At 64.3% G+C, this 13,146-nt stretch carries 13 protein-coding genes; 1 reads left to right on the top strand and 12 read right to left on the bottom strand.

The genetic code is table 11. From position 1 onward, the window contains the following. Nucleotides 1-26: 26 nt before the first annotated feature. Complete coding sequence (locus Q9Q94_RS15410) at nucleotides 27-1,988, top strand: nitric oxide reductase activation protein NorD (protein WP_305981013.1); 1,962 nt, start codon at nucleotides 27-29, stop codon at nucleotides 1,986-1,988. 264 nt (nucleotides 1,989-2,252) lie between these two features. On the opposite strand, the gene gspE is transcribed toward Q9Q94_RS15410, so the two are convergent. Genes gspE through gspL form a run of 12 tightly spaced genes read right to left on the bottom strand, consistent with a single transcriptional unit; the run spans nucleotide 2,253 to nucleotide 13,140 of the window. Further along, entirely contained in the window at nucleotides 2,253-3,728 is a 1,476-nt protein-coding gene (gene gspE / locus Q9Q94_RS15405; RefSeq protein ID WP_305981012.1) for a type II secretion system ATPase GspE, read from the bottom strand. Next, complete coding sequence (gene gspD / locus Q9Q94_RS15400) at nucleotides 3,725-5,824, bottom strand: type II secretion system secretin GspD (protein ID WP_305981011.1); 2,100 nt, start codon at nucleotides 5,822-5,824, stop codon at nucleotides 3,725-3,727. The genes gspE and gspD overlap by 4 nt, the downstream gene beginning before the upstream one ends. Next, nucleotides 5,821-6,687, bottom strand: coding sequence for a type II secretion system protein N (locus tag Q9Q94_RS15395; protein ID WP_305981010.1), 867 nt, complete (start codon nucleotides 6,685-6,687; stop codon nucleotides 5,821-5,823). Before Q9Q94_RS15395 ends, gspD begins: the two co-directional genes overlap by 4 nt. Before the next feature lie 56 nt (nucleotides 6,688-6,743). After that, nucleotides 6,744-7,643, bottom strand: coding sequence for a type II secretion system minor pseudopilin GspK (gene gspK, locus Q9Q94_RS15390; protein ID WP_305981009.1), 900 nt, complete (start codon nucleotides 7,641-7,643; stop codon nucleotides 6,744-6,746). Beyond that, a complete protein-coding gene (locus Q9Q94_RS15385; protein WP_305981008.1) occupies nucleotides 7,640-8,266 on the bottom strand; it encodes a type II secretion system protein GspJ in 627 nt (208 codons plus the stop codon). The genes gspK and Q9Q94_RS15385 overlap by 4 nt, the downstream gene beginning before the upstream one ends. Continuing rightward, nucleotides 8,244-8,699, bottom strand: coding sequence for a type II secretion system minor pseudopilin GspI (gene gspI / locus Q9Q94_RS15380; protein WP_305981007.1), 456 nt, complete (start codon nucleotides 8,697-8,699; stop codon nucleotides 8,244-8,246). Before gspI ends, Q9Q94_RS15385 begins: the two co-directional genes overlap by 23 nt. Then, on the bottom strand, nucleotides 8,689-9,222 hold the full coding sequence (locus Q9Q94_RS15375) for a GspH/FimT family pseudopilin (RefSeq protein WP_305981006.1): 534 nt from the start codon (nucleotides 9,220-9,222) through the stop codon (nucleotides 8,689-8,691). Before Q9Q94_RS15375 ends, gspI begins: the two co-directional genes overlap by 11 nt. A 26-nt stretch (nucleotides 9,223-9,248) precedes the next feature. Next, entirely contained in the window at nucleotides 9,249-9,674 is a 426-nt protein-coding gene (gene gspG, locus Q9Q94_RS15370; RefSeq protein ID WP_305981005.1) for a type II secretion system major pseudopilin GspG, read from the bottom strand. Between the two features lie 8 nt (nucleotides 9,675-9,682). Continuing rightward, nucleotides 9,683-10,891 carry a type II secretion system inner membrane protein GspF gene (gspF, locus tag Q9Q94_RS15365; protein ID WP_305981004.1) on the bottom strand — a complete coding sequence of 403 codons (1,209 nt, stop codon included), beginning with the start codon at nucleotides 10,889-10,891 and terminating at the stop codon, nucleotides 9,683-9,685. Nucleotides 10,892-10,901: 10 nt separating this feature from the next. Continuing rightward, nucleotides 10,902-11,630, bottom strand: a complete 729-nt coding sequence (gene gspN / locus Q9Q94_RS15360; protein WP_305981003.1) for a type II secretion system protein N — start codon at nucleotides 11,628-11,630, stop codon at nucleotides 10,902-10,904. After that, nucleotides 11,627-12,106: a type II secretion system protein GspM gene (gene gspM / locus Q9Q94_RS15355; RefSeq protein ID WP_305981002.1), complete on the bottom strand. Its 480-nt coding sequence runs from the start codon at nucleotides 12,104-12,106 to the stop codon at nucleotides 11,627-11,629. Before gspM ends, gspN begins: the two co-directional genes overlap by 4 nt. After that, entirely contained in the window at nucleotides 12,103-13,140 is a 1,038-nt protein-coding gene (gene gspL / locus Q9Q94_RS15350) for a type II secretion system protein GspL (protein WP_305981001.1), read from the bottom strand. Before gspL ends, gspM begins: the two co-directional genes overlap by 4 nt. Nucleotides 13,141-13,146 lie beyond the last annotated feature (6 nt).

The raw sequence follows: 13,146 nt of genomic DNA, 5'->3' as shown, positions 1-13,146 counted from the left end.
GCCATCTGACGATCTATTCGCAGACCATGTGGCGTAAACATCGCGCGGCCAGAGAGACTCCGCTGGTGTCGCTGGCCGACTTGCGCCGTCAGAACGAGCTGCTTGTCCATGCAGTCTTCGGTCGCAGCTTTTCCATAAAGCGGGCACAGCCACCCGCGCCGCCCACATTCTTCAAGCGCATGCTGCAGCGTGCTCGGAGCATTCCCCGGGGCGGCCTTCCCGCAACCGATGGAGTGGCAATTTTCCTCCCGGCGGACGCTGGAACCACGGATGTTGCGCTTGGAGCGGCGCGCTATCGTGTGGCCTGTCTCCGGCAAGCGATGCGCCTGGTTCGTGGCAGTGCTGCATGCCATCCGGACTTGTCCTCGCCGCTGACGTCCGGGATTTATCTTCTGCTGGAGGCGAATTCGGCTGACCATTGCCTCGTCACGATGTTGCCTGGTCTGGCAGACGAGCTTGCGGCAATGCGCAGCGAGAGCCTGCAATTCCGATCCTCGCTCACTCCGCGTGATTCTGCTGCGCGTTTGCTGGAGGACTTTGCCTGTACCCTGCTTGCTTCGCCTGTCGGCGGATCTGCCAGGCAGGGGATCTGCACAACGCCAGCGGATTCATTGCAAGAGTCTTGTCGTCTCGGTGAGGCATGGATGAGGAACATTGGCTCGTCGTCGCGGACGGCAGTGCACCTGCTCAAGGACTGGTGGACCGGCGAATTGCTGCAACCCGAGCCCGGCGCCAGAACGCTGCAGTCGAATGTTCCGGAGGCACCTGATGCTCAGGCCGCTAATCGTCCATCACGGAGCGCGCAGCTTGCCAGACGACCACGGGTCCGGGATGCCGGGGAAGCGCAAGACGAGAAGCCCGGCGCGTTCATGGTGCAGACCTCACAGCCACATGAGCACGCTGAAGATCCTTATGGGATGAACCGCCCGATGGACCGCGATGATGAGACGCCGCTCAACGATTTCGGCGAGTCGCTGAGCGAACTGTCTGAAGCTCAGCTGGTGCGGACAATGCAGACGACCAAAGACTGTTTCATTTCGGACGAGCTTCCCTCTGCGCTGCGTCCGGAAATGGCGCCAGACAGGCCACGGCCGGTCCCGGAGGTTCTGGAATATCCGGAGTGGGACTATCGTCTTGGCGCCTATCGCCCGTCTGGCGCGATCGTGCATAGCGCAACAGCGCTTCCTGGCCCGGATGAGTGGGTGCGCAAAACGCTTTCTGCGCACAGTGCTGCGCTGATGGCCATTCGCCGGCGGTTTGAAATGCTCCGCGCAGAACCCGTCAGGCTTCGCCGCCAGCTTGATGGAGACGAGATCGATGTCGAAGCCTGTCTCGATCGATTCGCGGATTTGCGCAGCGGCCACGCCCCGGAGTACGGGCTTTACGAGAACAGGCGACGGCAGGACCGGGATATTGCCGTCTCCCTGCTTATCGATGTCAGCGGTTCTACGGATGCATGGGTCAGCGGCAGGCACAGGGTGATCGATGTTGCGCGCGAGGCGCTGCTTCTTGTCAGCATCGCTCTGGAGCGGACCGACGTGCGCTATGCGGTACAGGCGTTTTCAGGCGAGTCGCGACAGGGCGTTGTCGTGCGCGAGATCAAGCGTTTCGATGAGCTTCACGGCCCCGCCATCGCACAACGGATCGCCGGGCTGGAGCCCGAACACTCGACCCGTGCCGGCACGGCGTTGCGGCATGCGACTGCAGGCCTGATGAAGCAGGCGTCCGCACATCGATTGTTGCTGCTGCTCTCGGATGGCCGGCCAAATGACGTGGATGAATACGAAGGCCGATACGGGCTGGAGGATACCCGTCAGGCGGTTGTTGAAGCGACGATGCAGGGCGTCTCTGTCTTCTGCCTCACCATCGACCAGTCACATCGGGATTATCTTCCGCGGATTTTTGGCAGGGACTACGCCATGATCCGCGAGCCCGCGCGCCTGCCTGCGGTATTGCTTGACTGGATGAAGGCGCTGATCAGTCGATGATGAGGCGGGGTGGAGCGTTGTGGTGGCTCCCGAAAATCGCACGGCACGGGTATCGAGGATCAACCGCCGGTGCACGAGCACGCCCTGCGGTCTTTGCACAGCCGCATCTGGCGGCCATCTTCAAGGCATGCTGATGCAAAGCCAGAATTGGCGCTGCTTGGCGAAGGCATATGCTGCAGATCAAGGCGCGGAGCGGCTCTTCAGGCAGGCATGAAAAAGCCCGGGCGCCATGGGCGCCCGGGCTGGCGTGCTGCCCGGGGCTGCTCAGCCTTCGGTTTCGCGGGTGACGCGCAGGATTTCATCGAGCGAGGTGATGCCGGTACGAACGCGGTCAAAGCCGTCATCGCGCAGGCTGAGCATGCCTCGTTCGGCTGCATGGGACCGCAGCACCTGCTCATTGGCGCCGTCGTGGATCAGGCTGCGCGTCGACTCGTCGAAGACCATCAGCTCATACACGCCTGAACGTCCCTTGTAGCCGGTCTGCGCGCACGCCGGGCAACTGCCGGCGCGATACAGCGTGTGATTCGCCGGGATGCCCAGCAAAGCCTGTTCGGCGGCGTCCGGCTGGTAGGCTACCCGGCAGGCCGGGCACAATCGGCGGACCAGGCGCTGAGCCAGCACACCGATGCTTGATGAGGCGAGCAGGAAAGGCTCCACGCCCATGTCGATCAGGCGTGTCATCGCGCTGGGCGCGTCGTTGGTGTGCAGCGTTGCCAGCACGAGGTGACCGGTCAGCGAGGCCTGCACGGCGATCTGGGCGGTTTCCAGGTCGCGGATTTCGCCGATCAGGATCACGTCCGGATCCTGCCGCAGGATCGCGCGCAAGGCCCGTGCGAAGCTCATCTCGATACGCGAGTTGATCTGGGTCTGGCCCACTCCGTCGAGTTCATATTCGACCGGATCTTCCACCGTCATGATGTTCAGCTCGCGGGCATCCATCTGGGCCAGTGCAGCGTACAGCGTGGTGGTCTTGCCCGAGCCGGTGGGGCCGGTTACCAGCAGGATGCCGTGCGGCTGGGTGAGCAGGCCCTGCATGCGCGTGAGCGTGGCCGCCGGCATGCCGAGGCTGTCCAGATCCAGCCGGTTGGCGGATTTGTCGAGCAGACGCAGCACGACGCGCTCGCCGTGCGCGGTGGGCAGCGTCGATACCCGCACGTCGACCGGGCGACCGGCCAGACGCAGGGTGATGCGACCGTCCTGCGGCAGGCGTTTCTCGGCGATATCCAGTCCGGCCATGATCTTGATGCGTGACACGATGGCTGCGTGCAGTCCGCGTTGTGGTTCGATCACGTCGCGCAGCCCGCCGTCGATGCGAAAGCGCACCGTGGCACGGCTTTCGAACAGCTCGAAGTGGATGTCCGAGGCGCCTTCGCGCAGCGATTCGGTCAGCAGGGCATTGATCAGGCGGATCACCGGCGCGTTTTCTTCCGCCTCCAGCAGATCCTGGGTTTCGGGCATTTCCTCGAGCAGGCTGGAGAGATCAACCGAGTCGGCGATGTCTTCCACCATGCGCGAGGCGCGTGTGCCGCCCTGATTGAACGCCTGGGCGAGACGCTCCTGGAAGACGGCAGGCTCAAGCACTTCCAGCTTCAGCGGGCCGTCGAAGTTGCGCCGCAGCTCGGCCAGCATGCCGGCGTCACCTCCCTGGCGGAAGCACACCTGCATCACGCCATCCTCAATGCCCTGATCGAACAGTCCGTATTCGCGGGCGTGGGCAAAACTGAGCAGACGATCACTCATGGCTTGACCGGGGCTGCGGCAGGTGCAGCGGATGGGCTCGCCTCGGCAGCAGCGGGCGGTGAGGACAGCGGTGGCAGCTGGGTGGTCGGCATGTCCGGCAGCATGAAGCTGTGGGGCAGGGTGAATTCGCCCTGACGTGCGCGCAGATACTCATAGCGTTCATTGGCCATGGTGGCGCTGGCCTTGCCATCGCGCAGGATGGTCGGACGCAGGAAGACCATCAGATTGACCTTCTCATGCGTCCGGCTCTGATAGCGGAACAGATGGCCGATCAGCGGGATGTAGCTGAGTACCGGAACCCGGTTGTCGCTGGTGGTCTGGCGGTCCTCGATCAGGCCGCCCAGCACGATGATCTGGCCGTCGTCGACCAGCACCTTGGTCTCGATGGTGCGCACCTTGGTGGCGATGCCCGTGCCGCTGGTGGCGACCGTGGTGTCGATGCTGGAAACCTCCTGCGCGACGTTCAGGGTGATTGCACCGGCTTCGGAAATCTGCGGTTTGATCTTCAGCTTGATGCCGATGTCCTTGCGCTCGACCGTGGTGAACGGGTTGGAGTTGCTGCTGGAGAGCTGGGTGCCGGTGATGATCGGGATGTTCTGGCCGACCACGATGCGGGCCTCTTCGTTGTCCAGGGTCTGCAGATTCGGTGTGGACAGCACGTTACCGTCGCCGGACTTCTCGATGGCGGAGGCCAGGGCGCCCAGTGAGGCCGTGCCATTGGTGGGGTCGCCATTGAACAGGCCGACGTTGAAACCTTCGGGTACCGCTGTGGCGGTATCACTGAGCAAGCCGCTGGCAATCGTTGCAATGCTGTTGGACCCGCCGGACAGTGACGAAATCACGCCACCGGCGAATTTGCTGCCGCCGCCAGCCACGGCCCACTGGAAGCCGAACTCGCCCGCCTTGGTCACATTCACTTCGGCAATCATGGCTTCGACATAAACCTGGGCGCGGCGCACGTCGAGTTTCTCGACGATGGCGCGGATGTCGTTGTAAATGTGATCCGGCGCCGTGATGATCAGCGAGTTGGTCACCGAGTCGGCCTGGATCATGACCGATGCACCGTCAATCTTGACGTTGGTGGCGGTATTGCCGGTGCTGGTGGAGCTTTGCGTGGAGGCCGAAGCGGCCGTCAGGGAGGCTTGATTGCTGCTGCCGCTGGCCGTGCTGGTGCTGGCGGAAGGACTGGAGCTGCCGCCACCGCTGTCCTGCCCGGTCAGGATGCCACGCAGGGTGGCCGCCAGGCGCGCGGCCTCGGCATTGCGCAGGTAAACCACGTGCATCGAACTGCCGGCAGCGCCTTCGCGGTCAAGCATTTCCACGATGCGCTTGATCTGGTTCAGGTGTGTGGCCGACTCGCTGCGCACCAGAAGCTGGCTGTTGCGCGTATCGGTCACCACCAGCACGCGCTTGACGCCATCCGGCACCGGAACGGGAGCCGAGACGCCTTGCACCACCACCTCCGGCATCAGGCGGGCAATTGTCTGGGCCACATCCAGCACCGATGCGCTCTTGATCGGGAAGGCCTGAACATCGCTGTTCGGCGCCTGATCAATGTGCTCGATCATGCGGTTGATGCGCGACAGGTTTTCCGCGTAATCGCTGATCACCAGCACGTTGCCGGCCTGATAGGCGGCAATCACGCTGTTGGCGCCCAGCATCGGACGCAGCACCTGGGCCAGCTGGGTCGCTGACTCGAAGCGCAGCGGATAGACCTGGGTGACGAACTTGTCGCCCGTACCAATCGCGCCCTTGCCCAGTACAAGCGGGCTGGCGTGTTGTTTGGCATCGCCTTCAGCCAGCACTTTGACCACGGTGCCGTTGTCGATCAGGGTGATGCCTTGCTGGCGCAGCGCGCTCTGCACGATGGGCAGCACCAGATTGCGTTCGACCGGCTGGCTGGACACGATGTTGACCGTGCCCTTGAGCTTGGGGTCGATCACGAAGCTCTTGCCGGTGATGATGGTCACCGCCTTGAGCGTGGCCTCAAGATCCGAGTTGACGAAATTCAGTGTCACCCGTTCATCGGCCGCCTGGGCGGAGGATACGAGGGCGAAGCACAACAGGCAGGCAGCAGTGAGGGCTTTGACTTTCATGGCTGGATCTTGAAGTTGAGTTGTTGCGGCTTGCCATCCCGCAGGATGGTCAGGGTGACCTCAGGCGACTGGCTGAAATGGTGGTAAATCAGGGAAATATCGGCGAGCTGCTTCAGATCCCGCCCGTTGACGCGCTGGATGATGTCGCCATCGCGCAAGTTCAATACCTTGGCCAGCGGTTGCGCCTGAGCGGAGGTGACGCGGATGCCGCCACTGGCGAAATTGGCCAGTCCCTTGTCCCAGTCGCCGAGGTTGCCGCCCTGGGCAATGCCGGCCATCTGTCCGCGCGAAATGCCGGTACTTACGACGGTTTCGGGGGCCGATGCGGCCGCGGCAAGGGTCGGTTTGGCTGCCGGTGCGGGCAGCCCCGGCGATGCAATGAGATTGGCCGGTGCCGCCGGGAACGCCAGTTCGCTGCGGGCCCCGGCCTGCTCGAAGATGACCTTGTCGGGCAGCACTTCAAGCAGACGCAGGCCCGGGCGAACCTCCGTGCCGACGGCATGGGCGGAAGGGGCGTTTTCCACGCCGCTGAGCAGCGCCACACCATGCTTGCCGGCGACCACGGCAATCAGTTGCAGACCCGCCGTCGAACTGGCCGGTTTGTCGGCTTCCGCGCTGGCAAACCAGCGTGTCAGCGCTGTGCGGGCCGCGCTGTTGTCGGTGGCCGGCGGGGCAGGCAGCGCCAGTGCAGGATGGGCAGATTGCCAGCCGAGAATCTGTGCCAGCAGGCCGGCCAGTTGCCAGCACAGCAGCAGTGCACAAAGACCGATCAGACCACGCAGGACCGAATTTGCATTCGGCCGCCAGGCCGTGAGCTCATGAGGCCGGCGCCAGGGGAAAGAGGAAGGGAGGCTGAGTCGCATGGTGACGGGAATTTAAGGCTTTCCGGGCAAGTATTGCATTGATTTCGGGTCGGGTTTCATGAATCGGCAAAGCTGCTACGCCGTGACCACAGCACTTCCGGCATGTTCGTGCCATCGCGCCTGAGCTGGGCTTCATAGCCCAGATGAACCTGATTGAACCAGGCATCTATCTCGACGATGAAATAGCGGCTTTGCAGGGTGATGGCATCTTCCTTTAGCGTTGCCCGCAAACCGGCAGGCAGCGCTTCCCTGAATTCATCCATGTTCATGAACGGCTTGCTGGCACGCCGTGCAATCACGGCACTGGCATCTCCCGAAGAGAGCCCGGCAATGCTCGCCTGGAGGGCTTCGGCATCGGCAAAATTGGCATTGACCGGCGTCGTTTCCGGCAGGATGACCGCGTGCTGAAGAAGTGCGGCCTGGCTGCTGTCCGATTGCAGACCCGCGCGTTCCAGCAACTCCGCCAGTTCCGGCGTGCTGCCGGGTTCCTGCTTGCGCAGATCCTGAAAGGCCTGCAGCAGCTTGGCAATATCACCGGTCGATACGCCCAGCGCGCGGCTGGCACGCAGCAGCCCCGGATCATCTTCCTTGAGCGTGGCGTCACTGGCGGGGAGCAGGTTGGCAAGATTGAAACGCCCCTGCAATTCGCGCAGGCGTCCGGCGATGTGACCTTCTTCCACGGCGATCGGCGGAATCGGGATGGTCCACGGCTCCAGCAGATGGTCGACCTTGGTGTTGCGCGCATCGTCGCGCAGGGTCAGGCGGGTCATGTCGATGGCCGCGAAGGCAATCATCGTCGCCGTGGTGAAACCGTTGCGGTTTTCCAGCTGACGCATCCACAGCTGCTGGCGCGAGGTGAACAGCAGGCTCATGGCGGCGACCATGGCCACCACCAGCAGGGCCACGATCAAGGCCATGCCGGTCTGGTGAAGGGAGGCGCGGGCGGGATGCTTCATGGCAGGTAGTACGTCCGCTCGAATTCGCCGCGTCCGGCCAGGGTCAGGCGCAGGCGCATGCCGCGCGGCCGCGTGGCGTCGGCCGGATCCTTGACCGGCCAGCGGGCCTGCCACTGATTGCCGCGATCCAGAACGGCGAGCTCGCAGCGTTCGACCTGCTCCAGCAGCACATGACGGGGGCTGGCATCGGTATTGATCAGGGCCGCTGCAGCCTGGGCCGTCTCGGCGATGACTTCCAGCGTCAGCTGGCCGTCCTTGAGCGCGTAGCGCAGATGTACCGGCTCCTTGTCGGCTCCGAAACGCAGCACATCCAGCTGGCATTGCTCGCCGGTTTCCGTGTTGCTGGCCTGCAATGCCGAGCGTGGCTTGCCGTCGCTGCCCTTCCAGCTGCGCGGGGCGAGCTGGGTGACATCCAGACTGATGCGCTCGAACACCAGCTCAAGCTCGCGCCACATGCGCATTTCCTGATCCAGATGTGCCTTGGTCGTGGCCATGCTGTCCAGACCGCGCCAGGCCAGCGCAGTGACGACGGCGAACACCGCCAGGGCGACCAGCACCTCGAGCAGGGTGAAGCCGCGGGGCGCGCCCGGGGCTGCCCGTTCAGTTCGCCACGCGCGCAACATAACTCACCTGGCGTGCCAGCACGTCGTCGGGTTTCTCGGCGGAAAAGACCTTGATCTCGATCCGGCGGAAACTGAGGTTGGGGGTGGGGCCGGTTTCCTGGCGCCAGACGAATTCAAACCGGCCCTGCTGCGCCTTGCCATCCAGTGCGCCCATTTCCGGGAAGCTGCGGGTTGCCATCAGCTGGTTGGTCACATTGCTGGCCACCCAGCCGGCCAGTGTGCGTTGCTGCAGTTCATAACCTTTGTCGGCACCGAAACTGCCGGCGCGGATCGCCGCCCCCAGCGCGATGGCGATGATGGCCAGGGCAATCAGCACTTCAAGCAGCGTAAAGCCCCATCCTGAAGAGCCGCGTGCCGCCTTGCTCTGCAGCATGCCTTGCCGGAGAGCAAGGCTGCACGCGGCTGTGCGGGCAGAGTGCTTGTCAGCGTGCATCGGCATCCTCCGGCAGATTTTCGATGGCAATGCGGCCCAGCGCATCCGTCTTGATCAGCACCCGGGCCTTGCCCCCCTGCAGCAGCAGCGAGAATGGTTCGGACAGGCCTTCTGCCGAGAACACCAGGCGCTCGCCCAGCGGGCGCGGTTTGTTGTTGACCAGTTGCTGCAGGATCTGCACATCACTCTGCAGTTTGCGGGCGACAAGCTGGGTTTCGTCCGTCAGGGCCAGCCATTTGCGTTGCTTATCATCGCTACGCCAGAACTGGTAACCCACTCCGTCGCTGGAGAAGGCCACCGGCTTGCCGCTGTAGATGGCGTCGTCACGAGCCGCCTCCAGCGCCAGGCTCAAGCGTTCGGCATTGGCGCGGGTCGCGCGCAAACCCGAATCGTCCAGCCGCACCACCGCCAGCCCGATCACCACCAGCACCACGGTCATCACCGCCAGCAGTTCAAGCAGCGTGAAGCCCGCATTCAGATGCGTGCGGGCATACCGGTAAGCCGGAGGCGTTGCGCAGGGCATGAGTATCCAGAGACGCGTCTGATGGCTCAGGGCATCCAGTTGCCGACATCGGCGTCGAAGCCTTCACCGCCGGACTGGCTGTCGGCGCCATAGCTCATCACGTCCATATCGCCGTGCAGGCCGGGGATCAGGTACAGGTAATCGTTGCCCCACGGGTCTTTGGGCAGACGCTCCAGATAGCCGCCACTCTTCCAGTTCGGAGCCAGTTCGCCGGGTTTGGTGATCAGCGCCTGCAGGCCTTGTGCCTGGGTGGGGTAGCGGCCGTTGTCGAGCTTGTAGAGTTTGAGGGCCGACACGATCGAGCCGATGTCCTGCTTGGCCGCAACGACGCGGGCTTCATTCGGACGATCCATGATCTTGGGCACGATCAGCGCGCCCAGAATGGCCAGAATCGACACCACCACCAGAATTTCGATCAGGGTGAAACCTTTGTTGCGAGCTTGAGTTTTCATGTCAGTCCTTACTTGATCAGCTGATTCATTTCGAATACCGGCAGCAGGATGGCCAGCACGATGAACAACACCACGGCGCCCATGATCAGCACCACGGCAGGCCCGAGCAGGGCCGAAAAGGTTTCGACGCGGCGCGACAGCCCGGCGGATTGCTCGGCGGCCGCGCGTTCGAGCATCGCATCGAGCCGGCCGGTGGCTTCGCCGCTGGCGACCAGGTGCACGAGGATTGGCGGGAAGGCGTGTGCCGCAGCCAGGGCGCGGGCCAGCGAGACCCCTTCACGCACCTGACGCGCAGCCTGCTCGGCGCCCGCCTTGAGAGGCAGATTGCTCATCACCCCGCTGGCGGCCGACATGGCCGTCAGCACCGGTACGCCGCTGCCGGCGAGGATTGCCAGGGTGCTGGCAAAGCGCACCGTCTCGGCGCTGCGCTCCAGCCGTCCGAACCAGGGCAGACGCAGGCGTTTGGCATGCACCTTGAAACGGAAATCCTCCTGCTTCATCGCCCGCAGGAAAATGACGAGACCGATGATCAGCAGCAGGAAGATCCAGCCGCCCCAGGCCCCGAGGAACTGGCTGGTGCCCAGCAGGATGCGCGTGGGCAAGGGCAGGATCTGCTTGGCGCCCTGGAAGACCTGCACCATTTGCGGCACCACCCAGGTGAGCATGCCGATGATGACCGCGACCGACACCAGAATCACACAGGCCGGGTAGATGAATGCCATTGCCAGGCGGGATTTCAGCTCTTCACGGCGCTCCAGATAATCGGCCAGCCGAAGCAGCACGCCGGGCAGCTTGCCGGACTCTTCCCCGGCGCGCACCAGCGCCCGGTAGAACGGCGGAAAGACGCGCTCAAAGCGGGCCAGCGCCGCCGACAGCGACAGGCCGGTGGCAATATCCTGGCGGATCAGGGTGAGCAGGGTTTTCTCGCGCTTGTTCTCGGATTGCTCACCGAGCACCGTCAGCGCCTCGTCGATGGCCAGGCCGGCATCCAGCAGACCGGCCAGCTGGCGGGTCAGGGTGGCCAGACTGGCGCCACCCAGACGCAAGGTGCGGCCGGTATTGGCCCGCTCTTCCTTGATGTCGACGACGATCAGCCCCTGCTCGCGCAGCAGCATGCGGGCGTGACGAGCTGAATCTGCCTCGATGCGTCCATGCTCGACACGGCTCTTCTCGCCTTTGTCGCTGCTGCTCAGCACCTGATACGTGAAGCCTGCCATGTCGTGATCCTCAGGGCCGCTTGATGTTCAGGACGTACTGATTCTGCTCGCGGGGCAGGGTTGCCAGAATCGAGGCCAGCCCCGGCAGATCGCCCTGCGGCTTGAGGCGCAGGTTCAGATCCACTGCCTGGCTGGCCAGCGCGAAGCTGCCACCGCCGGTGATCTGCAAGGGGCCGCCTTGCGGACTGATCTGCAGCTTGCCGGCGCCTGCTGCATCGGCATCGACCGAGATCTGATAACTGCCCAGCAGGCTTGCTTCGGCAGCCATTGCAGAAGACACGCGATCCAGCCGGATATTCAGCTGGATCGCTTCGTGACGGGCCAGACGCGCGGTTTCGAGTTGCACCACGCCGCCCAGGCGTACGCCTGCGATGGTCGGATTGAAGCGGGTCAGCGGCTCCAGCGGCAGGCTCAGCCTGACCTGCTCCAGCGCCTGCTGGCGCAGGCTGATGAGTGCGCGAACGCTGCCCGGCTGGCCGGCGTGCTCACCCTTGAGCTGCCAGACCAGCTGACCACGCAGCAAGGCGGCGGGCTGGAAATCCCAGACCAGCTTTTCCTGCGCCACGATGCCGTCGATGCCCAGCGCGCTGGCCGAGCCGTGCCAGACGCTGCCGGCCACGTTGGCCAGTACGATGCTGGCCGGCAGGGCGCGTGCGACCAGCATGGCGGGCAGGCGCACCACAAAGCAGATCAGGAAGATCAGGGCCAGCGTCAGGCCCCACCAGACGCGCTTCTTCATTGGTTACGCTCCAGAACAGCGGTGGCGCCGGCGCCACCGGCGGATTCGGTGCTGCGGATCTGCAGACTTTGCACGCGCGCCCCGGCCGCCAGCCGGATGGCATTCAGGCTGCTGATGAGGGTCTTGGCGTCCTGCTCGGGCAGGCGCATTTCGACCTTGTCGGTGCTCAAGGCCCGCAGTTCGGCCTGCAGGCCGCGATCAGCAAGGATCTTGAACAGTTCGCTGCGCAGATCACCGCTGCGCGCCGTGCGAGGCGTGGCCTGACCACCGCCGGCGATTTCATAGCTGCTCAGCAGCAGTTCAGGCAGCTTGCGCTGCAGGCTGGCGATGCGCTGCTGCAGGCTGCTGACCGCCAGGATGTAGGCCGCGCAGATCAGGACGACTGCGCCGGCCCCCAGCATCAGGCGTTCGCGCAGGTTGCGGGCCGCCCAGAAGCGCTCGATCTGCGCTTGCGTGGCAATCAGTCTGGTCTTCATGGCTGCGTGCTCCCGGCCGGGCGTTGCAGGGTGAGCTGTTCGAGCCCTTTGTCCGTGGTCTGGGTTTCGAAACTGATGTCTTTCTCCTGCAGCGCCGGTTTGAGAACGCCCGCATCGGTCGTGCTCAGGGTGATCTTCAGCCCGTTGGCGTCGGCTTCAAGCCGTTGCGGATGGATGGTGATGCCGAGCTCGGCCGCAAGCTGGCTCAGCTGATCCAGCGCATCGCCGCCCTTGGCCTGTTTGCCATGCAGCTGACGCCATTGCAGGATCGGGTCAACAATCGGCATGCCGGGGTGGGCCGCAGCGAAATTCTGGCGGATGCTTTCGCGCAAGGCGCTTTCCTGCGATGCCAGCTGGCGCCAGGTGAACGTCAAGCTCAGCAGATAAGCGCCGGCGACGGCTAGTAGCAGGAAACCCGCCACCTTGAGCAGGGGGCGCGACAGCCCGGCGGCCGCGCGCCGGGAGGGCAGGCCTTGCAGCAGATCCAGTGGCAGCGCGCAGGGCGCCGCCAGCAGGTCTTCGAGCCGGTTCAGTACCTCGCCGCAGACCGGCTCCAGCAGGGCTTCTTCAGGCAGGATGCCGCAAGAGCCATTACTGGCGCGGTACACAAAGCCATCGTCTGTCTCAGCAAAGCTGCATGCGGGCAGCAGGGCCTGCTCGCCCAGAACCCGCGCCGGGAGCCGGTCTACAGCCTGACATGCAGCCAGCACGGCCAGCAACCAGCTGCGTGAAATCAGCCCCACGGTCAGTTTCAAACCCTGGCGTTCACCACGCACGATATGGCTGTCGGCGATGTCGCCGAGCACCCGGTCTTCAAGCTGCTGGCGGATCACCGCAGCCTCATGCTTGCCGGCCATGGGCGGCAGATCCAGGGTGTGCAAGGCCAGCAGGCGGGCCGGAATCACCAGCTCCAGCCCGGCGGCGTCGGGCAGCTGCGCCAGAGGCGAACAACCTCGCTCAAGGGGCCGTCCGGCAGGGTCCAGCGTTACCCATTCCACAGGGCTGGCAGACAGCCCGACGGCGGGCACCCGCACCCGCAA

This window comes from Uliginosibacterium sp. 31-16 (assembly GCF_030730865.1).
GTDB lineage: Bacteria > Pseudomonadota > Gammaproteobacteria > Burkholderiales > Rhodocyclaceae > Uliginosibacterium.
This window is presented reverse-complemented; position numbering and strand designations above follow the sequence as displayed.